The following is a 23,732-nucleotide window of genomic DNA, read 5'->3' on the forward strand; positions in this document are numbered from 1 at the left end:
AACAGTCAGCACACCATCAACAAGTGTGTGCATTGGAAGTACCATCACGTTGAGTCCAACGAGCGGCGGTACATGGACAAGCAGCGATGATAGCAAAGCGACGGTGACGAATGCGGGTGTAGTAACGGGAGTCTCGGCGGGTAGTGTGACGTTTACATTTACCGAAACCGCCACGGGTTGCAGTTCGACGACGAACAGTGTAACGGTCAATGCCAAACCAACAGTCAGCACACCATCGACAAGTGTGTGCATTGGAAGTACCATCACGCTGAGTCCAAGCAGCGGCGGTACATGGACAAGCAGCGATGATAGCAAAGCGACGGTAACGAATGCGGGTGTCGTAACGGGTGTAGCTGCGGGTAGTGTGACGTTTACGTTCACGGAAACGGCGACAGGGTGCAGTTCGACAACGAGCAGCGTAACGGTCAATGCCAAACCAACAGTCAGCACACCATCGACAAGTGTGTGCATTGGAAGTACCATCACGTTGAGTCCAAGCAGCGGCGGTACATGGACAAGCAGCGATGATAGCAAAGCGACGGTAACGAATGCGGGTGTAGCAACGGGAGTGTCCGCGGGTAGTGTAACGTTTACGTTCACGGAAACAGCGACAGGGTGCAGTGCGACGACGAACAGTGTAACGGTCAATGCCAAACCAACAGTCAGCACACCATCAACAAGTGTGTGCCTTGGAAGTACCATCACGTTGAGTCCAAGCAGCGGCGGTACATGGACAAGCAGCGATGATAGCAAAGCGACGGTAACGAATGCGGGTGTCGTAACGGGTGTAGCTGCGGGTAGTGTAACGTTTACGTTCACGGAAACGGCGACAGGGTGCAGTGCGACGACGAACAGTGTAACGGTGAAGACACCTGTGGTTCCAACGTTTAATCAACTAGGGCCGTACTGCCCAATGGCTGCGCCAGGGTTTCTTCCGTTAACCTCATTAAATGGAATAACGGGAACGTGGAATAGCGCAATTAGTACAGCGACTGTCGGTACAACTACTTATACATTTACTCCTACAGTGGGGCAATGTGCTACGACAGCATCTATGATGGTTCAAGTAAGCTCTTCAGTAACTCCGACATTTACACAAATAGGCCCTTATTGTCAAGGAGTTACTCCTGCAGTTTTACCTACGACATCAGAAAATGGAATAACGGGAACGTGGAATGCTGCCATAAGTACGGCAAATGTAGGATTGACCAGCTATACGTTTACGCCAGCTGTTGCTCAATGTGCAGTCCCAACCACGATGGATGTCTTAGTCAATTCGCTTCCTACTGCTATGCTAACTGGTACAACAACCAGTTGCTCGAATGCGACTCCCGTTGAACTTCGGTTTGTGGGAGCTAATGGAAGCTCGCCATACACGTTTGTTTACAAGATTAACAATGAAAACCAACAAAATATAGTGTCGTCTGGAAGTGTTGCTACGATTCAACATCCAACGGCAAATGCTGGTAGTTACGAATATACGCTGGTTAGTGTGATGGATGCCAATGGATGTAGCCAAGTCCAAAACGCAGTGCTGACAGTCATTGTACAGGGAAAACCAACCGTGACCCTCAATCTTAACGCTACTGTACTCAAAGAAGGAGATAAGTTAGAACTTTGTGACACGGATGCCAATCCAGTTAATGGTTTACAGTTTAATGTTTCGGGTTTGTGTGTAACAGGAGCACCCGTTTGGAGGGTTCAAGTTGGAAATGGTGCCTGGAGCAGTTGGTTAACCAATCCGCCAATTTCCCAATCGTCCAATAACCAGATTCACCGATACCAAGCTGCTTGCGATGCCAATTGTAATTCTACTTTTACCAATCCAATTGAGGTAATAGTAAATTACCGTGCTTCGGTTCCTCAAAATGTGTCATTGTTGGCTGATGGAGTAACGGTAAACCCAGGAGATACCAAGGAGGTTTGCAATGCAGAAGGAAACACTTTGACGTTCAACGCGACTTGTGCATCGGGAGAAGTGCTACTTTACTCAGTAGATGGCGGTGATTACAGCAGTGTCGTTCCAACGCAATTGGTGGATGGTCAGTACCACAATTACCGCGTACGTTGCCGCAAATCGGACGGAACTACCTCGTGTGTAGAATCAGAATCAGGAGTGATGCGTTTGCGGATAACGATTGTACCAGCTCCTCCTGTTGTCAGCCTGAATGTTACAAGTGGTTGTGGTAGCCCCGTGGCATGGGTTGGCACGGCCAACTGCGGAGGGGCTACTTCTATTTGGTACAATGCGACTACAAACATAGCCTTGCCTAATTTGCCCACAACAACGCCTGAAGCAACGACGTCGTATTATGTACGTTGCCAAGCTGACGGGGGATGTTTGAGTGAAAAGAGCAACGTAGTGACTTACGCAGTTATAGCTGTAAGTACTGCTCCAATCGTTACAACAAGCGCGGAACTAGTCTGTACGGGAACGGAAGTGACTGTTTCGACCAATTGTCCAGCAGGAGCTACACCACTTTGGAATACGGGAGTGGTAACACCTTCGTTTAAAGTCTCATTTGCCAACGTAACCCGTCAGACTTACACCGTTCGTTGTATTTACGAAAATAGTTGCCAAACAGCTGTAAGTTTACCAAAATCGGTAGCTTGGAAAGCATTTGAATTGACATTTATCAACATTGGCCAAAGCAAATCAGTGGTAAAAACCAACGACCGGGCGGCGTGGGCAAGCCAGTTTGTTACAGCTGACGGTGGCCCTGAATTGGAGCAAAGCACGCAACAAAACCCGACCCTATATTACGTAGAAAATGTCAACAAAGTAGCGCCGCGTTACTGGACAATCAACGTGGATGCGTGCGCGTTGGGGACAAATGGCTCGTTAACGTTTGATATGTTGGCCACCCCCGAGACGGGTGTCATTCGTTCGTTCAATACGCACGAAAACAATGCTCCCTACTTTATGTATGCCAACCGTGAGGGCTGGACGGAATTGTACGCCCAAAATCATCCTGCTTACGGCTTCTATCAAGATAATGGCGCGGGTGGCAACGTCTATGACGAAGGCTTACCAAAGGGGCTTTACAAACTAAGCGTACGTTACTGGGACATGAAAGGTTGGGGGAGCATTTATCCTTCGACGCGGAAGCCGCAAGGCAACGTGCTGGCGTATCAAGAGTATTGGTTCCGAATCCAGTCGAAAGATGGGGTAGGTGTGGGCGCAGCGAGGACAGCGGAGAGTGGGGGGCAAGAAGGGGCAAGTGGCAATAAGCAAAGGGCAACAAGCAAAGGGCAAGGGTCGGATAACGGACAACAGCTAACCGATAACGGCGCCTTCGCCACGGTTCTCCCCAATCCCGTCACCAACGTGCTTCGCTTGAAAGTGCAAGAGAGCAAGGGGCAAGTAGTCCAAACTTCGTTGATGGATGCTTCTGGTCGTAGGATATTAGAACGTCGGTTTACCCCCGAAACCAACACGCACCAAGAAGAGTTTGGCGTTAGCGAATTGCCGACGGGAATTTATTTTTTACAAGTACAGACACACACTAAACAAGCGGTCTTAAGAGTGTTAAAAACAGAGGAGTAATTTTTTTACTACTAGTTGAATATGTTGTTTATTAAGTTTCTTAATAATTTACCCGCAGATTTACGCTGATTCTAAAGCCGCAGATAACCGCAGATTTTGGGTGATTAATACGGCTAATGAGCTTATCTGCGCCAATCCGCGTTTATCTGTGGGATAAAAAATATCATATTACTTTTCAAACAAGGTATTGAACTCACTTTTTATAGTTAGCAGTAGCCCAAACCAAAAGTGAGTTCTTTTCTTTGGGTAAATTGAGTTTTTGGATAATATTAGCACGGTGATGCTCTACTGTTTTTTCGGCAATAAATAGCAGTTCAGCAATTTGCTTGGAGGTTTTGTGCTCGGCAATGAGAGCCAGTACTTTGCGCTCGGCAAAGCTGAGATTTTCCAAACCGTCTTTTGAGGTTGTCTTATCTTGAACTAGCTCCGATTGGAGATTAGGACTTATGTATAATTTGCCTTGGTTTACCTTTTTCAAGCAATCATCTAACTCATTTTGGGCAAATTCTTTTAGTAAATACCCATACACCCCATATTGATTTGCTTTCTCAAAAATTGACTTTTCTCGGTGCATGGTCAACAAAATAACTCAGGTTGGCAAGCGAACCGAAGCAACTTGCTGTAGCGCTTCAAGTCCGCTTAGTCCAGGCATATTAATATCAAGAATGGCGATATCGGGTAAGTGTAACTTTATTAAATTGAGTGCTGTAATGCCGTTAGAACAGCAATCGACTACACGATAGCCTAGGGATTCGACAAATACTTTGGTGCCCATTAAGGACAAGGGATGGTCGTCAGCGATTAATATAGAAGGCAATTTTTGAACGTTTTTTAGCTTTTTTGAGGAATAACAATTGATATTACCGTCCCTTTAGAGGTGGATTGGAGCTGGGTAGTTCCGCCAACGACCCGAGCACGTTCGATGATATTATGCAATCCGAAAGCTTTGCCACTATTCAGCGTTTTTTCAACATCAAATCCTTTTCCATTGTCTCTAATCTCAAGTAATACCTGTTTTTCTGTAGCTTGTAAAGTAATTTTAGCTGCATGGGCATTGGCGTATTTAATCACATTACTCAACGCCTCCTGAATGATACGGTACAATTGAAGCTCATCAGAGGAAGTTAGGGTGCTTTGGTAATCAATGTCAGTCATCACCATAAAATCATTTTGGTTCTCAAAACGCTCTACGAGGGTTTTGATGTTGATTACTAACCCAATTTGATCAAACAACACGGGGTGTAGGTTTCGGCTAATGCTGCGAACATCGTTAATAATGGTATCTATTTTACCACTGACTGTTGCAATATCCCCCTGAAGAATATTTTTTAGAGTGAGGAGTTCGTGACTGATACTATCGTGGAGGTCGCTAGCAATTCGTTGACGTTCTTCTTCCGTATTTTGTAATAGTTGTTTGGTAAAGTTCATACTGTTCTCTTTTTCTTGGTTTAGGCGTTTTTGGCGTTGCCACAGATAAAACGAAAATACGGACAACACCAACCCCAGCAACGAGGCAATGAGAAAACCGATTAGCGCGTTTTTCTTGGCGAGGGTTTGAAGCTGAAGCGCTTTTTCTCTGGTAAGTGCAAGCAGTTGGGAGCTCTGCAGCTTTTTATCTTGCCAGGCAAGTTTGAGTTCTTGTTCGCGTTCTTGTTTTTTTGCTTTCTCTTGTAGATAAGCTAATCTTTGTAAATCTCGGTCTTTCTCACTCAAAATAAGGGTTTGGTTTGTGATTTGGATAGCTTGTTGCTGCTGAGTTGTGAGAAGCTTTTCCTTCTCAAGCTCCTTGGCTATGAGTTGTTGTTCGTACTTAAGTTGAGCTTCCTTTTTGTCAAAATCATATTGAGCTTCTTTTCGGATGACTTCATTTTTAATGTTTTCATTAAGAATACTGTCTTTAATGGTTATAAATTTTCTATATGCGTTATAAGCTTGCTTAAAATCTCCCATGTCACGATACAAAATACTTAGGCTGGCCCACCGTGCCGAAATATTCCTTCTGTCACCTGCTTTTTCATAAAGTTGCAGGCTTTGAATATTGTATTCCAACGATTTTTGGTACCGTTGTGAAGGCGCTATGCCGCGTTTCAGTAAAACGGAATCAGGAACAGTGTAGTAATAATTACCAATATCGTGTAAAGAAGCGGCAATATGACGGCTATTTTGAAGTTCTCGACTCAGCTTGTGGGCTTCCTGTAAGTACGTCCAGCTTTTTTCAAAGTCTTTTTGTTTGAGATAAGCAGGCCCCAGTTTTGAATAAATAATAAACAATTTCGGTTTGTCGTCAATTTTCTTTGCTACTGATAGTGCTTTTAAATAGTAGGACAGGCTTTTATCAAAGTTATTGAGTACAAAATAAGCTACCCCTACGTTGAGATAACTTTCAGCAATCAGGGGCTCTCGTCCCAAACTTTCAGCCACTGCTACCGCTTTTTGCTTATAAAGCAATACTTTATCCGAATCACCGATTCGATTAAATATATCCCCGAGCAACGAATATATTTCGTATAATCGACTCGAATAGACAGATTCATCTAGCAATTGTAAAGCCTTTAAAAACAAGTCCAGCGCCCTTTGATAATTCCCTGTATCAAACTGGGGTCTCCCTCTTTTAATAAGCACAAGCGCAATACCCAAATTATCTTTCAGTTCTCGATACAGCGCTTCCGATTGCTTGAGGGCTTCTTCTGCTTTTGCCGAGTCGTTTATTTGTTGATAACTGGTTGAAAGGGCCAAATAAGCATTGGCAGCTCCTCTTTTTTGTTTTTGATCCAGAAAAAAATCAAGCCCTTTTTGTACGTACTGCAACGCAAGGGTTGATTTTTGTTGGATAGCATATACGCTACCCATGGACACATAAATAGAGCCCAGATTAACATGTTTTTTATTGCCTGACTCAAAATACTGCTTAGATAGAGCGTACAACTGTAATGCCTCCTCGGGTTTACCATTGTCTTGTAACGACTGGCCTTTTTGGAGTTGGGCAGTCGCCGTAAAAAAGGGGTGATGTATGGATTGCGCTAATACCAACGCTTCATCAGCATATTTCAGCCCTGTTTTTGAATCAAATGGGACATACGAGCTATGAATGTCCAGCAGCAATTTTATTTTAACAGTATCTTTTTTCAGGTAAACGTTATTCAACCTCAATAAACTGTCTAGCTTCTTTTTGTTTTGAGCTTGAAGAAGAAAAGGGCTGCACATTAACAAAACATACAAAAAGAGTTTTCTCATAGACGGGATTGATTGGGTCACAAAACTAGTCAACCATTTTTTTTATACAATTTTGCTGCTTTAAAATAGGGGTTTCTCCCTATGGAATAAGCCTTTTTCTTGGTATATTTTTGTGGCTTCAATCAAGGCAAATGCACAATTAAGAGTTTTCAATTATTATGAAACAAAAATTTACGCAATTCTCCCTGTTAGCAATTGGGCTACTAATGGGATACTTTTCCGTTGTGGCCCAATCTCCCACTTACTCGGCTGTACAGGTCAGCGATGTGGGCGCTTCCAATTCGATAGGGACATCAAATTCCACCAAAAATATCGGTGTTGACCGTAATGGAAATATTTACGTAATTTTTTGGGGTAGCTTAGGAGTAAGGGTCGCTAAAAGTACCAATCGAGGCCAGTCGTTTCTTGCCAGTGTACCAGTTGATAATAACATTACAACAGGTGAAGCAGATATTGAGATCGCAGACAATGGAAATATTTATGTTACTTGGATTAGGTCAAGTGTTGCTTACTTTTCAAAAAGCACCGACGGAGGAACTACATTTTCCACTCCGACCACGTTGGGATCTGTTTCTCTCTCAAGTTTACCCGGGATTCGTATAGAAAGTTACGGGGATAATATCTATATTCTTCCAAGAACTGCTATAGTAATGTATCGAAATACCACACAGGGAGACGGGAGTTTTACGGCAGTGAATACAGGAATTGCCAATCGAACATTTTCTGATATTTTCGCCGACCAGTATTCGGGAGATCTTTACATTGTTGGTGACAATCCGAATATTTCAATTCATAAAAGTACTGACAATGGCAGCACCTTCGGCAGTATTTCGTTGAATCCGAGTATTAGCCGTTACTATTCTTCCTATACGGCTTCCATTACATACGCTGGTAAGTATGCCTTTGCTGGCGGAGGACCTACGGCAGGAGATGTTAAGATAGGATATAAAATAAATCTGACAGACGGGACATCCACTGCTATCACTTTGGGAGATAATAAAGTTCCTTCTGGACGAAGCTTGTTAGTAGATGACTTTGGAAACCTGGTAGATGGGTATTCAATCACATCCAGCAGTGTAGGATTTCGAATCAGTAATAATCAGGGAAGCACTTGGGGTTCACAGATAGAAGTAGCAACAAATGCAACGGGTCAAAATCTGTTTAGAAACAAAAAAGATCTTTTAGCGGCTTATGTTTCAGGGGGGCAGGTGTATCTATCTACTTATACAGACATTTTACCAATTCCATGTGAGCCCACCATTTCTCCTTCCACCGCTCAGACCGTTGCTTCTGGGGCTTCTATTTCTTTCAGTGGAAGTTCGATAGCTTCATCGCCTTCTTACACTTGGAGCAGCATCCCAAACGGATTCAGTTCAAGTGATCGAAATCCAACTTTTATTGCTCCGACGGTTGCCTCATCTACCGATTACATCCTTCGTCTGAATACAACTGAAGGTAATTGCAGTGCCGATGCTATTGTTAAGGTGACAGTTGTCCCCCCCTGTACGCCTCCCACGGCGAATATTAGTTACACAGGATCCCCTTTTTGTTCCAACGCATTGCCTGTTTCGGTAGCTCTGACGGGTACAAATACTTATACAGGAGGCTTCTACAGCTCGACGGCTGGTTTAAGTATTGATGCCGTCACAGGGGAAATTACACCAAGTACAAGTTCTGCGGGGATTTATACAGTCACTTACACCATCGCGGCAGCAGGTGGTTGTGACCCCGTAACGGCCACTACTTCGGTCAGTATCAATCCGCTTCCCACGGCTTATTCTGTAACAGGCGGAGGCTCCTATTGTGCAGGCGGCACAGGTGTAGCGGTTGGTTTATCAAATTCGCAAACGGGAGTCAATTATCAATTGAAGAAAGACGGAAACAATATCGGCAGTGCGGTAGCGGGCACGGGAAGTGCGTTACCGTTTGGGAATCAAACGGGCGCAGGTACCTATACGGTAGAAGCCACCACAGCCACGGGTGGTTGCACGGCGACCATGACGGGCAGTGTGACGGTGACGGTGATTAGCTTACCGACGGCGTACAACGTGACAGGCGGAGGCTCCTATTGTGCAGGCGGCACAGGTGTAGCGGTTGGTTTATCAAATTCGCAAACGGGAGTCAATTATCAATTGAAGAAAGACGGCAGCAACGTCGGCAGTGCGGTAGCGGGCACGGGCAGTGCGTTACCGTTTGGGAATCAAACGGGCGCAGGTACCTATACGGTAGAAGCCACGACGGCTACAGGCGGTTGCACGGCGACCATGACGGGCAGTGTGACGGTGACGGTGATTAGCTTACCGACGGCTTATTCTGTGATAGGCGGCGGAAGTTATTGTGCAGGCGGCACAGGTGTAGCGGTTGGTTTATCAAATTCAGAAACGGGGGTCAATTACCAATTGAAGAAAGATGGCAGCAACGTCGGCAGTGTGGTAGCGGGCACGGGTAGTGCGTTACCGTTTGGAAATCAAACGGGCGCAGGTACCTATACAGTAGAAGCCACCACAGCCACGGGTGGTTGCACGTCGACCATGACAGGCAGTGCAACGGTAACAGTGATTAGTTTACCGACGGCGTACAACGTAACAGGCGGCGGTTCGTATTGCGCAGGCGGTGCAGGAGTAGCGGTGGGTTTATCCAATTCGCAAACGGGGGTCAATTATCAATTGAAGAAAGACGGCAGCAACGTTGGCAGTGTGGTAGCGGGCTCAGGAAGTGCGCTTTCGTTTGGTAATCAGACGGATGCAGGCAGTTACACGGTTGAAGCCACGACAACGACGGGTGGTTGTGTGGCCACGATGAGTGGGTCGGCGACGGTAAGTATCAACGCATTACCTACTGCATTTTCTGTGACAGGGGGCGGCAGCTACTGTCAAGGGGGAACAGGGGTATTGGTTGGTTTAAGTAGCTCAGTGACAGGTATTAATTACCAACTCAAGTTGGGAGACGCCGTGGTGGGGAGTTCATTGCCAGGAACAGGTTCGGCGTTGTCATTTGGTTTACAAACGTCACTTGGAACGTATATGGTGGTAGCAACGAATGCGGCGACGAACTGTACCTTAGGCATGACGGGCACTGCACAAGTGGCGTCTTACCCGTTGCCCTTGGCGACTGTAAGTGGCACGACGACCGCTTGTAAGGGCGGGGCATCATCGATACTAACGTTTACAGGAAGCAACGGGACATCCCCTTACACGTTCAGTTATCAGTTGAACGGAGGAACAATACAAACCGTGACGACAACAGGCGGCAGCTCGACAGCGACGGTGAGTCAATCGAGCAGCGCAGAAGGCGTATATAATTATACGTTGGTAAGTGTGAGCGATGCGAACTGTTCACAAACTCAGAGTGGCAGTGCGGTGGTTAGGGTTCAGACTAAACCAGTAATCACGTTAACAACGCTCCAACAAACCTTGAATGAAGGCAACAGCCAGACGTTCTGCGATACGGATGCGAATCCAGTGAATGGATTGCAGTTTGCTGTTACGGGTTTGTGCGTTGTAGGTTCGCCAGTATGGCGAGTGCAAGTGGGAAGTGGAGCTTGGAGCGACTGGTCAGCGACAGCACCAGTTACCCAATCCTCGAATAACCAACCTCATCGCTACCAAGCTGCGTGCGATGCGAGTTGTGCAGTAACTTATACGAATCCGATTGAGGTGACCATCAACTACCGCGCATCTGTTCCACAAAATGTATCGTTGTTAGTCGATGGCGTGGTGGTGAATGCTGGCGAAACGAAAGATATATGTAACGTGGAAGGAAATGCGATTACGTTTAATGCTAGTTGCGGTGTGGGAGAGGTATTGGTTTATTCGGTTGATGGTGGTGATTACACGAGTGTGGTTCCGACGCAGTTGGTGGATGGTCAGTACCACAATTACCGCGTACGTTGTCGCAAATCGGACAATGTACTTTCTTGTATAGAAACGGAGTCGAATGTGCTTCGTTTTCGCTTAACGAGTATGTCGATGGTGCCAATGGCGAGTTTAAATGTGACCAGCGGATGTGGTTTAGCAACAAGTTTTATAGGTACATCAAATTGCGGTTCAATGAGTACAATTTGGTACAATGCAGTAACAAACGAAGCATTAGCGGGTTTACCAAGCCAAACACCGAGTGAAACGACCTCCTATTATGTTCGTTGTCAGGCGATTGGTGGTTGTGTGAGTGAAAAAAGTAATGTGGTGACGTTTACTGTTACTTCCACTCACATTGCACCTGTTGTAACGGTGAGTAAAGAGATAGTGTGTACGGGTACAACTGTACGAATTTCGGCCAACTGCCCTACAGGAAGTACCACGAGCTGGAACACGGGCATCACTACCCCAAGTTTTGAGGTGTCGTTCAGCAACGTGACGAAGCAAACGTACTGGGCAAAGTGTCTTTTTGAAGGAGGATGTCAAAGTGCCGAAAGTATTCGCAAGGATATTTACTGGAATGCGTTTGTGGTGAGTTTGATAAACATTGGCCAAAGCAAATCAGTGGTAAAAACCAACGACCGGGCGGCGTGGGCAAGCCAGTTTGTTACAGCTGACGGTGGCCCTGAATTGGAGCAAAGCACGCAACAAAACCCGACCCTATATTACGTAGAAAATGTCAACAAAGTAGCGCCGCGTTACTGGACAATCAACGTGGATGCGTGCGCGTTGGGGACAAATGGCTCGTTAACGTTTGATATGTTGGCCACCCCCGAGACGGGTGTCATTCGTTCGTTCAATACGCACGAAAACAATGCTCCCTACTTTATGTATGCCAACCGTGAGGGCTGGACAGAGTTGTACGCCCAAAATCATCCTGCTTACGGCTTCTACCAAGATAATGGCGCGGGTGGCAACGTCTATGACGAAGGCTTACCAAAGGGGCTTTACAAACTAAGCGTACGTTACTGGGACATGAAAGGTTGGGGGAGCATTTATCCTTCGACGCGGAAGCCGCAAGGCAACGTGCTGGCTTATCAAGAATACTGGTTCCGAATCCAGTCGAAAGACGGGGTAGGTGTGGGCGCAGCGAGAACAGCGGATAGCGGGGGGCAAGAAGGGGCAAGTGGCAACAAGCAAAGGGCAACAAGCAAAGGGCAAGGGTCGGATAACGGACAACAGCTAACCGATAGCGGCGGCTTCGCCACGGTTCTCCCCAATCCCGTCACCAACGTGCTTCGCTTGAAAGTGCAAGAGAGCAAGGGGCAAGTAGTCCAAACTTCGTTGATGGATGCTTCTGGTCGTAGGATATTAGAACGTCGGTTTACCCCCGAAACCAACACGCACCAAGAAGAGTTTGGCGTCAGCGAATTGCCGACGGGCATCTACTTCTTGAAAGTATCGACGGCTGAAAACCAAGCAACTTTAAAAGTTGTAAAGATACACTAAGGGTACTTTGCATTATTGCTAAATCTGAGCAGGGGGTAGGGGAGCGTTAAAAATCTCCATTATCCCCTGTTTTGTTATTTTAAGTAGGAGTGCAAAAGTTTTAGGGTATTTGTTTTGATATAATTCGTCGATTTTGAACGGATAACTTGTGCTTTAGCACTTATGAGGTAAAAGGAGGTTTTTGGGATAATTAGTATTCGGTTATGGCTTTGATTATCAGGAAGAAATAGGGGAGAAATAAGGGTTTGATAAGAAAAGCGCCTCGATAAATAGAAGAACTATTCCAAGGTAAATGTTATTTTTGGAATATAATTTATTTTGATACGTGTGACTGACTCAAAACTAAATCAAAAATTGTTGAGGATGTCCCGACTTGTGGTTGTAATAAGTTGGGTAATCATGATGAGTACGCTGCAACTGAACGCACAGCAGGCTTTTTCAGTGAAACAGAAGCGAGTACGTTTTTTGATTGATTTATCATATCAATTTGTCGGCAACGATTTGTCAAAACGCTACCAATCGCAGTTGGACAGCGTGCAAAAAGTTGCCGACAACGAAAGTGATGAGCGCTCGCTGGCCTATCTTGAGGTTATTCAATTACGGATGAAAAAAGAAGAAGCAACCCAAGAAAAAGAAACAAAGAGGTATGCCGAGCAATTGGAGAAAATAACAAAAATAACTCCCTATGACGATTTAAAGGCATATTATTTCTTTTGGAGAGGTTCGGAAGCATTCGATAATAAAGACTATACGACGGGGTTGCCACTGCTGTTCAAAGCTCGAAAATTGTTGGAAGAAACCTACTATGGCAAGTACCCTCCAAGCATTTATTATTACATTGGCTTTTTTTCTATGTATTACTTTTTTGAGGACTATAAAATGGCCGCTCTACAGTGCCAAATTGCGCTCAAAGAACCCCCTAATGCGGTGTTTTCGCCTATGGGGATATACAATAACTTGGGGCTTTGTTACCTTAAAATGAAGCAATATGACGAAGCAGAAAAGGCATTTAAGCAGGGTATTGACGCAGCAAAAGTACAGAAACATTATAACTTTGAAGTATTGCTAAGAGGCAATTTGGGAAATTTACTTCGACTGCAAGGAAAGTACAAAGAAGCGCTTCCGTATTTATACGAAGAGGCGAGGGTCAACGAAAAGGCCATCCCTGAGAATGCGGTTATCAGTCGATTTTATATCGCTAATGCGCTAATCATGCTCGACTCACTTGAGAAAGCAAGGACATTTTTGAGGCCGCCTACGATGCCAATGCCAATTTGGACTTATCCAACGTATGATTTGATTCACTATGAGACTACGGCTTTGTATTATACCAAAATGGGCAATTTTAGCCTAGCCAGCCGTTTTAAAGATTCCTTATTGACGTTGAAAGACTCGTTAAAAATTAAGCTAGATTACAAAAAAGTGGTGGTGTTGGAAAGTAGCTTGCAAGCCGAAAAATACATCAATGAGCGCAGGACTTTGCAATCGGATGTGAAAAATGAACGTATAGTTAGAAACGTGATTATTGGTTTCCTATTCCTGTTGTTTTTGGGAATTGTTTATTGGCTCAATGAGCGAGGAAAGCAAGAAAAACGCCTTCAAATGGAAAAGCGCCAGCGGGCGGAAGAAATGTTGCGTCATGCGAATCAGCAATTAGAACAGTATTTGGTGTATATCAAAGAAAAAAATGTGCTGATTGAGCAAATTTCTGCCCAAATGAAGGAAGAAGAGGAACCGAAACTGGAGCCAGATGTGGCTGAAACGACCTTGAATAATCTTCAGAAAAGTATCTTACTGACGGAGAAAGATTGGACTGAATTTAAGTCGTTATTTGAGCAAGTTTTTCCGTATTTTTTTGAAAATTTAAGCAAAAAATATCCCGATTTAACAGCGGCTGAAGTGCGACTCACCGCGCTCGAAAAACTCAATTTAACGGATAGGGTGAAAGGGAATATGTTGGGGATTTCGGCAGATTCTGTCAAAAAGACCCGGTATCGCCTACGAAAAAAATATCCTACATTGATTGAAAACACCCCTTTATAGAAAAGCTTTACTGATTAAAGTGGGGGTATATTTTACTTTTGAAAACCAAGAATAGGGGATTGAAATTGCTGGTTTTGTTTGTAACATCTTGTTTGTGAGTAAATTGTAAATTGTCCACCCATTTTGTCCACCCTTTAAAATAGCATATTTGACAAAGAGGTTTTTGATTTGTACTGAATCAAAAACGTCTATGTTGAACTCGCTTAAATGGTATTTATTTCCCTCTAAAGCCCTGAGTCTATTACTATGGATTGGAATAGTAGGTACTTCATTTCCTGCACGGGGGAAGAAACACATACCGTTGTATGTGAGGGAGATTGTCAATCAGCCCGTTGAAAATCGTCTTAATTATTTTTTCAATATGTATTATGATTGGCAAAAAGTACAGGAAGATTTTAAACGAATGGATAGCCTAAGTAAAATTGCAAGGGAGCTAGGTGATAAGCAATTATTAGCGTATTCTGAAACAGCAAGACATACTTTTACCTACTTATTAACTTCCGACTCAATAAAAAAAGAACGAGTTTTTGAAAGGGGAGAAAACTATGTACTATCTTCTAGTAATAAAGAACTAAGAGCGATGTATTACTATACAATTGGAATGTACTTTTTTTATTCAAATGAAACAAAAAAAAGCATTCAATTTATATACAGAGCTAAACAGATTTTAGAAGATATGAATTATTATTCGTTTCGATATGCAAGTTTTTACTATGAAGGTTTTTTTTCATTCTATTATTACTATCAAGATTATAACAAAGCCATGAGATATTGTCAATTGGCACTAAAGAGCCCGTACAAAACTTTATATCTTCCTGCTGATTATCACGATAATATGGGGTTGTGTTACCTCAAAATGAACCAATACGATAAAGCGGAGACTGAATTTAAAAAATCTATTGAACTGGCTAAGAAAACCAACGATACTGTGCTGGAAAGTGTTGCTATTGGAAATTTAGGAATTAACTACTGGTTTAAAAAGAAATATGCAGAAGCACTTCCTTTCCTTAAACTTGACGTAGAGATGACTAAAGAGTCAATTCCTTTGAATTCAGCACAATCCCGATTGTACGTCGCTTGCTCCTTGATAAAGCTTGATTCGCTTGAAGAAGCAAAAAAATACTTACCAACGTATAGAACCAAAGACGAATATTGGAGGAAGGGGTATAATCGGCTGGTTTATATGACATTAAGCCTATATTACGACAAAATAAAAAAATATGAACTTGCTTCAAGTTACAAAGATTCACTTTTAGCTGTGAATGATTCAATAAAAATAGAAAAGGATATTACTAAGATAAAAGCATTTGAAAGCCAACTGGAAGCTGAGAGATTTTTAAATGAAAAAAAAGAGATAGAGGTGAATTCTAATTATGAAAGACGTTTGAGAAATGTTATTATTATTGGGTTGATTTTGTGTTTTATATTGATTGTTTTATGGTTTAATGACCATCGGATTCAAAATAAAAAAATTGCAGAAGTTGAAAATAATAAAATTCAAAGAAAACTTAAACAAGCGAATGAGTTGTTGGACAAATATGTAAACAATTTAAGAGAAAAAAATGAATTAATTGAAAAGATATATACGCAGATAAAGAAAGAAGTAGTGCTTGATGTCGAGATAAACGAGGCTGAAATAACGTTAAAGTCACTTCAACAAAGTATGTTACTTACTGATAACGATTGGGTTTCTTTCAAGTCAGTTTTTGAGCAAGCATTTCCTGGCTTTTTTGACGAGTTAAAGAAAGAGTACCCTGAGTTGACAGCAGCTGAAATTCGACTCACTGCGCTGGAAAAACTTAATTTGACGGATAAAGTGAAAGGGAATATGTTGGGCATTTCCGCCGATTCGGTGAAGAAATCACGCTATCGAATTCGTAAAAAATACCCCACTTTAATCAAAGATATCTCCACTACTTCGGCTGTCTAAACGTATTATTTGTGAAAGACGTATAGGTAAATGCGTAATTTTAATGCCCTGCTTAGTATTTTGAGGAGGCTATTATAGAAGCCAATATAAAAAGAGGGTCTTTTTAGCGTACTGATAGTCAGTGAATTGTAAATTGTCCACCCCCATTGTCCACCCCCTAAAATAGCTTTTTTGAGGGCAGTATGTCTATTTTGTGTAAGTACTAAACACATATACGTCCATCGAATTTTATGAAAACTTTTACTTTCCGTTTTTTGGTGCCCTTCCTATGCTTCATGCCCATGCTATTGCGTAGTCAAAGAGTGATAGTGACTTGGAATGCCAGTGTCAGCCGTGATTGGAATGTAGCGGCAAACTGGACGCCGAGTGGTGTTCCAACTGCGGACAAAGATGTGGTTATTGGTTATACGTCAGAAGTAAACTCTCCCATCATTAAGGTGGGAACAGCAGCGGTAGCCAATAGCGTGCAAGTGGAACTTGGGGCTCGATTAACAATTGAAAGTGGAGCAAGCCTTGCCATTGATGGAGGTAGGCCTTCTCCGTCTCCTTCCGCTTCATTTGTAAATTTAGGTATAGTCGAAAATAGCGGAGTTATTCGCATAGACCCATCGAGCAGTAGTGTTTCGTATGGTATCTATACACAAGACGCTGATGCCTTTCCTGGGAAATTTACCAATAAGTCAGGGGCTGAAATTTACATTGATGGAACTACCAGTGCGGGCTTTGATGCCTACGGTGCGCTGTTTGTCAATGAAGGTAAGGTATTTATTGGAAGCAATAAAACGGTGGGGACATACGGTTTATTAAATACAAATGCAGTTGAGAATAAAAATGGGGGAGAAATTTATCTTTATAAGTTTTCAACTACTGGGCTTAACACAGATAGCTTTTCGAATTTTACCAATGCTGGAAAAATAGTTATTGATGCTGATAATTTAACTAACTCAACTGGGATTGATAATGATGGTAGTATGACAAACCAGTCAGGTGGAGAAATTTATATTGATGGAGTCGCTAGGTTTGCTTTTTCTCACAAGAAAGGTACTTTTACCAATGCTGGAAAGCTAGTTATAGGTGCCAATGACTTAACGGGTATCCGTGCTTTCTCAAATAGTGCTGATGCTGTTGTGAATAATACAGGGGGAGAAATTTATATTGATCGATTTACTAGTGGGGGCATTGGGTTGGAAAATTTTGGGAGTTTTACCAATGCTGGGAAGGTTGTGGTCGGGTCCAATAGTAGCACATCGGGCGGAATTGGCATAAGTAATCAAAGCAGTTTCCTCAATCAGTTAGGGGGGACAATTGCTATTGACCGAACTTTGAATAGTGGATTATCAAACGGCAAGGGTACGTTTACAAACGAGGGGAGCATAACAATTGGAGCCAATGCGTTAGTTGGATTCTATGCTATCTTAAACAGTGCGACGTTTAATGACAACGCAGGGGGGAAGATTTTTCTTGATCAAAGTAGTAGGGCTGGGTTAATGAATGGCTCTTCTGGTAATTTTACTAATGAGGGTAACATAGTGATTGGAGCCAATGGTAATGTAGGAGTAGATGGTGTACAAAATGACGCAACTTTCGCTAATAAACCGTGCGGGGAATTGAGGGTAATGAGGGGTAAATTAGGAAATCTAGCTAATAAAACATTGACCAATACTGGATTGGTGTATGTGGTAAATGAACTAGATAATCAAGGAACATTTACTAACAACGGAGTGCTTCGTTATGGAACACTTTCGGGGTCAGTGACCAACACCTCCGCTTCGTCAGTCATTGTGAACAGCTACCCCACCACGCCCATTTTTAGCTTCGGAGGTTCTTACAATGGCTCTATCAACATTTATTCGGATGAAGCGGCGACTCAATCGGCGGGTACCTTTAGTTTACCCAATAATTTTACTCCCTTGACGTCGTTTCCGACGGGTACACGAACGCTTTATGCCAAAATTACCAACGGAGGGTGTAACTTTGTTGTACCTTTTAACTACTTAGTTTGTAACATTACACTTGCAGCAGGAAGTATCACAAATCCTACTACGTGCGGCGGAAATCAAGGAAGTATTGCTTTCACTACGACTAATTTGCCAAATGGCACTAATTATGCACTGAGTTTCACAACGACCTCGACAACCACAAGTCCCAAAAGTGTGAATGTCGCAGGAAACAATTTTACGTTGAGCGGACTTACAGCAGGTACCTACAGTAATTTTATGCTTACGGCACTGGGCTGTACTATTCCTCTTACTACCTCAAAGGAATTGACGGATCCTCCGTTGCCAACCGTAACGATCGTCGGTAACAACAGTCCCATTTGTGCAGGCAAGGACGCTATTTTCACAGTCAAAGGAACCAGCGGTGCTACGCTGACCTATATAATTACAGGACTTGAGGAGGACCAAACCCTACTTTTGAATGGAAACAATCAGCAGCTGACACTTCCTAATGCTGTTGCAGATGTTAACTTAATCCCCATCGGTATAGCGAAAGATAACTGTACTGTGCTTATCGTAGATAATAGTACGGTGACAGTGAACCCTTTACCAACGGCCACGATTTCGGGCGGGACGGCGGTTTGTAAAAATGCGAGTTCGCCTCAAATCACCTTTACGGGAGCATCTGGGACAGCGCCATACACATTCACGTACAAAAGCAACAGTGGTTCTGAGCAGACGATAACGACCACAAACGGTAGCAGCGTCAGCCTAGATGTACCGACGAATGAATCGGGCACATTTGAGTACAGTTTGGTAAGTGTAAAAGATGCCTCATCGACGACCTGTAGCCAAGCCCAAACGGGTAGCGCAACAGTGACGGTGAACCCTTTACCGACGGCGACTATTACAGGTGGAACGACGGTTTGTAAAAACGCTAGTTCACCCAAAATCACTTTTACGGGGGATAAAGGAACAGCGCCTTACACATTTACCTACAAATTGAACACGGGTTCTGAACAAACCGTAACGACGCAGAATGGAAGTAGCGTAAGCATTGACGTACCGACTGATGCAGTAGGCGAGTTTGTTTACACGTTGATAAGTGTCAAAGATGCAACGACGACGGCGTGTAGCCAAACCCAAAGCGGCAGTGCTACGGTAACGGTAAATCCATTGCCGACTGCGACGATAACTGGCACAACGGCGCTATGCCAAAATAGTCCTTCACCAAGCGTTACATTCACGGGCTCAAATGCGACGGCACCTTATACGTTTACTTACAAAATCAACGACGGCACTCCCCAAACGGTGAAAACAACGAGTGGGAACAGTGTGATGGTGCCAGTCCCGACGGGTACGGCGGGCGAGTTTGTGTATAGTTTAGTGAGTGTATTGGAAAGTTCATCGACGGCGTGTAGTCAAACGCAAAGTGGCAGCACGACAGTGACGGTAAATGCGTTGCCGACAGCAACGATTTCGGGCACGACGACGGTATGCCGAAATAGTACTTCACCCAAAATCACTTTTACGGGGGACAAAGGAACAGCCCCTTACACATTTACCTACAAATTGAACACGGGCTCCGAACAAACCGTAACGACGCAGAATGGAAGTAGTGTAAGCATTGACGTACCGACTGATGCAGTAGGCGAGTTTGTTTACACGTTGATACGTGTCAAAGATGCAACGACGACGGCGTGTAGCCAAACCCAAAGCGGCAGTGCTACGGTAACGGTAAATCCATTGCCGACTGCGACGATAACTGGCACAACGGCGCTATGCCAAAATAGTCAGTCGCCCAATGTTACATTTACGGGTTCAAATGCGACGGCACCTTACACGTTTACTTACAAAATCAACGACGGCACTCCCCAAACGGTGAAAACGACGAGTGGCAACAGTGTGACGGTGTCAGTCCCGACGGGTACGGCGGGCGAGTTTGTGTATAGTTTAGTGAGTGTATCGGAAAGTTCATCGACAACTTGTAGTCAAATCCAAAGTGGCAGCGCAACAGTGACGGTGAATCCGTTACCGACAGCGACGATTTCGGGCACGACGACGGTGTGTCAAAATAGTACTTCGCCCAAAATCACTTTTACGGGCGACAAAGGAGCAGCGCCTTACACATTTACCTACAAATTGAACACGGGTGCCGAACAAACCGTAACGACGCAGACTGGAAGTAGCGTAAGCCTAGATGTACCGACTGATGCAGTAGGCGAGTTTGTTTACACGTTGATAAGTGTTAAAGATGCAACGACGACGGCGTGTAGCCAAACCCAAAGCGGCAGTGCGACGGTAACGGTAAATCCATTGCCGACTGCGACGATAACTGGCACAACGGCGTTATGCCAAAATAGTCAGTCGCCTAACGTTACATTTACGGGTTCAAATGCGACGGCACCTTACATGTTTACTTACAAAATCAACGACGGCACTCCCCAAACGGTGAAAATAACGAGTGGGAACAGTGTGACGGTGTCAGTCCCGACGGGTACGGCGGGCGAGTTTGTGTATAGTTTAGTGAGTGTATTGGAAAGTTCATCGACGGCGTGTAGTCAAACCCAAAGTGGCAGCGCGACAGTGACGGTAAATGCGTTGCCGACAGCCACCATTTCGGGCACGACGACGGTATGCCAAAACGTACAGTCGCCAAGCGTTACATTTACGGGCTCAAATGCGACGGCTCCTTACACGTTTACCTACAAAATCAACGATGTATCCCCCCAAACGGTGAAAACAACGAGTGGCAACAGTGTGACGGTGTCAGTCCCGACGGGTACGGCGGGTGTGTTTGTATATAGTTTGGTTAATGTATCGGAAAGTTCATCGACAACTTGTAACCAAACTCAAAGCGGCAGTGCGACGGTAACGGTGAATCCGTTGCCGACAGCCACAATAACTGGCACAACGGCGTTATGCCAAAATAGTCAGTCGCCTAACGTTACATTTACGGGTTCAAATGCGACGGCACCTTATACGTTTACTTACAAAATCAACGACGGCACTCCCCAAACGGTGAAAACAACGAGTGGCAACAGTGTGACGGTGTCAGTCCCGACGGGTACGGCGGGCGAGTTTGTGTATAGTTTAGTGAGTGTATCGGAAAGTTCATCGACAACTTGTAGTCAAATCCAAAGTGGCAGCGCAACAGTGACGGTGAATGCGCTACCGACAGCGACGATTTCGGGAACGACGACGGTGTGTCAAAATGGAGCATCGCCCTCCGTGACTTTCACGGGTGCAAATGCAACGGCTCCTTACACGTTTACCTATAAAATCAATGATGGCGCAGCCCAAACGGTGAAAACCGTTAGCGGAAATAGTGTAGCAGTAGCTATTCCAACCGATGTGTTTGGAGTGTTTAAGTATAGTTTAGTAAGTGTGTCGGAAAGCTCATCAACGAGTTGTAGCCAAGCCCAAGGTGGTAGTGTGGAAATAAAAATACAAAGCAAACCAACAATTACGTTAGCAACGCTCCAACAAACCTTGAACGAAGGCAACAGCCAGACGCTCTGCGATATAGATGCGAATCCAGTGAATAACCTACAGTTTACGGTTACAACGGGGTGCGTCGTAGGCGCTCCCGTCTGGCGAGTGCAAGTGGGAAATGGAGCATGGAGCGACTGGTCAACCAATCCACCAGTTTCTCAACCTTCCAATAACCAACTTCACCGCTACCAAGCGGCCTGCGATGCCAGTTGCCCTAGTACGTACACGAGTGCGATTGAAGTAAAGATTAATTACCGTGCCTCAACGCCCCAGCAAGTGTCTTTGATAGCGGATGGAATTACGGTAATTGAAGGCGAAAGCAAAGATATATGTAATGTGGAAGGCAATACCTTGACGTTTAGTGCGACTTGTGCGTCGGGTGAGGTTGTGATTTACTCAGTGGACGGAGGAGATTACAGCAGCATTGTTCCTTTGCAATTAGTGGATGGTCAATTCCACAATTACCGCGTCCGCTGCCGTAAATCAGATGGTACGCTTTCGTGCATCGAAACGGAGTCAGGAGTAATGAGAATTCGAATAAACAGTGTTGGCCAGGCTCCCGTGGCAAGTTTAAACGTGACAAATGGGTGTGGAACGCCCGTGGCGTTTAGCGGTACGGCCAGTTGCGGTAGTTTGGCGATAGTCTGGTACAATGCGTCAACTAACGCGGCGCTACTTACTTTTCCAAGTCAAACGCCCAACGAAACGACCTCGTATTACGCTCGTTGCCAAGCGGGTGGTGGTTGTTTGAGTGAAAAAAGTAATACAGTGACTTATACCGTGATACCCGTGAATGTAACGCCTGTGGTGAGTGTAAGTGCCGAAGTAGTTTGTACGGGCGTGGAAGTGATGGTCTCAACGACCTGTCCTGTGGGCGCCAAAGCAGTTTGGAATACGGGGGTGGAAGGTCCTAGTTTTACGATTGGTTACTCGAACGTAACTCGTCAGCGTTTCACGGCTTATTGCAAGTATGAAAACGGTTGCCAGAGCGGAATAAGTGCGGCAAAAGAAGTGAGTTGGAAAGCCTTTGAATTAACGCTGATAAACATTGGCGAAAGCAAATCAGCCATAAAGTCTAACGACCGCGCGGCGTGGAGTAGCCAATTTATCACCCGAGACGGTGGCCCTGAATTGGAGCAAAGCACGCAGGTAAATCCGACCTTGTATTACGTAGAAAATGCCAACAAACTAGCTCCACGTTACTGGACAATCAACGTGGATGCTTGCGCCTTGGGGACGAATGGCTCGTTGACCTTCGACATGTTGGCGACGCCCGAAATGGGCGTACTTCGCTCATTTAATACTCACGAAAACAACGCACCCTACTTTATGTATGCCAACCGTGACGGCTGGACGGAATTGTACGCGCAAAACCATCCAGCCTACGGTTTTTACCAAGACAACGGAGTGGGGGGAAACGTATATGATTCTGGGTTACCGAAAGGTTTGTACAAATTGGGTATTCGTTATTGGGATATGAAAGGCTGGGGCAGTATCTATCCATCGACGCGGAAACCTCAGGGCAACGTGTTGGCCTATCAAGAATACTGGTTTAGAATCCAGTCGAAAGACGGAATTGGTGTGGGAGCAGCGAGGACAGCGGAGAGTGGAGAGCAAGTGGAAAAGGGCGAAGGGCAAGTGGCAAGAGGTGAAGGGCAAGTTGTTTCGGATAACGGACAACCGATAACCGATAACAGCGCCTTCGCTACAGTTCTCCCTAACCCAGTTTCAAACGTCCTCCGCTTGAAACTGCAAGAGAGCAAAGGGCTAATAGTGCAAACTTCGTTGACTGATGCCTCAGGACGGGCAATTTTACATCGTCAATTTGTGCCCGAAACCAACACGCACCAAGAGGAGTTTGGGGTGAGTGAGCTGCCGAAGGGAATGTATTTCTTGCAGGTAAAATCAGAACGTACCCAAAGCACTTTAAAGATTATTAAGCTTTAAACAAGATTAGTTTCAGACAATTTTAGAGGTATTTATTCACGAAAAGGCACCGATAGATTTCGGTGCCTTTTCGTGTTATTGGGTTTTAAAAGGCTGAGGCGCTCGTTCTTTTCAATACTGGTTAGATATTTAGTGTACGGTTAGATGGGTTTGGTGTACAAAAAAAGGTAGTTCATGGATTGTGACTTTTTCTTCTTGCATATCTGCTGTTAATAGACATATATTTGTTGGAT

8 protein-coding genes are annotated in these 23,732 nt (G+C 44.5%); 5 read left to right on the top strand and 3 right to left on the bottom strand.

What is annotated here, in order from left to right; translation table 11 throughout:
- Positions 1-3,547, top strand: a 3,547-nt coding sequence (locus AC23N5_RS29775) for an Ig-like domain-containing protein (RefSeq protein WP_487758316.1), incomplete at its 5' end; no start/stop codon positions are given.
- A gap of 193 nt (positions 3,548-3,740) precedes the next feature.
- On the opposite strand, the gene AC23N5_RS29780 is transcribed toward AC23N5_RS29775, so the two are convergent.
- Genes AC23N5_RS29780 through AC23N5_RS29790 form a run of 3 tightly spaced genes read right to left on the bottom strand, consistent with a single transcriptional unit; the run spans position 3,741 to position 6,781 of the window.
- Positions 3,741-4,121 (bottom strand): LuxR C-terminal-related transcriptional regulator, encoded by a 381-nt coding sequence (locus AC23N5_RS29780; RefSeq protein ID WP_487758317.1) that lies wholly within the window; start codon positions 4,119-4,121, stop codon positions 3,741-3,743.
- A 15-nt stretch (positions 4,122-4,136) separates the two neighbouring features.
- A complete protein-coding gene (locus AC23N5_RS29785; RefSeq protein ID WP_487758318.1) occupies positions 4,137-4,364 on the bottom strand; it encodes a response regulator in 228 nt (75 codons plus the stop codon).
- 14 nt (positions 4,365-4,378) lie between these two features.
- Entirely contained in the window at positions 4,379-6,781 is a 2,403-nt protein-coding gene (locus tag AC23N5_RS29790) for a tetratricopeptide repeat-containing sensor histidine kinase (RefSeq protein WP_487758319.1), read from the bottom strand.
- Positions 6,782-6,987: 206 nt separating this feature from the next.
- Here AC23N5_RS29790 and AC23N5_RS29795 point away from each other — a divergent pair, with 206 nt between their 5' ends.
- The 4 genes from AC23N5_RS29795 to AC23N5_RS29810 all read left to right on the top strand — a co-directional run bounded on the left by AC23N5_RS29795 (position 6,988) and on the right by AC23N5_RS29810 (position 23,499).
- Positions 6,988-12,147, top strand: a complete 5,160-nt coding sequence (locus AC23N5_RS29795; protein WP_487758320.1) for a T9SS type A sorting domain-containing protein — start codon at positions 6,988-6,990, stop codon at positions 12,145-12,147.
- 399 nt (positions 12,148-12,546) lie between these two features.
- Positions 12,547-14,190 carry a tetratricopeptide repeat protein gene (locus AC23N5_RS29800; RefSeq protein ID WP_487758321.1) on the top strand — a complete coding sequence of 548 codons (1,644 nt, stop codon included), beginning with the start codon at positions 12,547-12,549 and terminating at the stop codon, positions 14,188-14,190.
- Between the two features lie 190 nt (positions 14,191-14,380).
- Positions 14,381-16,120 carry a tetratricopeptide repeat protein gene (locus tag AC23N5_RS29805; RefSeq protein WP_487758322.1) on the top strand — a complete coding sequence of 580 codons (1,740 nt, stop codon included), beginning with the start codon at positions 14,381-14,383 and terminating at the stop codon, positions 16,118-16,120.
- Between the two features lie 230 nt (positions 16,121-16,350).
- Positions 16,351-23,499 carry a T9SS type A sorting domain-containing protein gene (locus AC23N5_RS29810; RefSeq protein WP_487758323.1) on the top strand — a complete coding sequence of 2,383 codons (7,149 nt, stop codon included), beginning with the start codon at positions 16,351-16,353 and terminating at the stop codon, positions 23,497-23,499.
- Positions 23,500-23,732 lie beyond the last annotated feature (233 nt).

This window comes from Runella sp. R5_40 (assembly GCF_057652295.1).

Coding starts and splice junctions, on each gene's coding strand:
- AC23N5_RS29780 (WP_487758317.1), bottom strand. CDS start 4,121: ATGCACCGAGAAAAGTCAATTTTTGAGAAAGCAAATCAATATGGGGTG.
- AC23N5_RS29790 (WP_487758319.1), bottom strand. CDS start 6,781: ATGAGAAAACTCTTTTTGTATGTTTTGTTAATGTGCAGCCCTTTTCTT.
- AC23N5_RS29795 (WP_487758320.1), top strand. CDS start 6,988: ATGGGATACTTTTCCGTTGTGGCCCAATCTCCCACTTACTCGGCTGTA.
- AC23N5_RS29800 (WP_487758321.1), top strand. CDS start 12,547: ATGATGAGTACGCTGCAACTGAACGCACAGCAGGCTTTTTCAGTGAAA.
- AC23N5_RS29805 (WP_487758322.1), top strand. CDS start 14,381: ATGTTGAACTCGCTTAAATGGTATTTATTTCCCTCTAAAGCCCTGAGT.
- AC23N5_RS29810 (WP_487758323.1), top strand. CDS start 16,351: ATGAAAACTTTTACTTTCCGTTTTTTGGTGCCCTTCCTATGCTTCATG.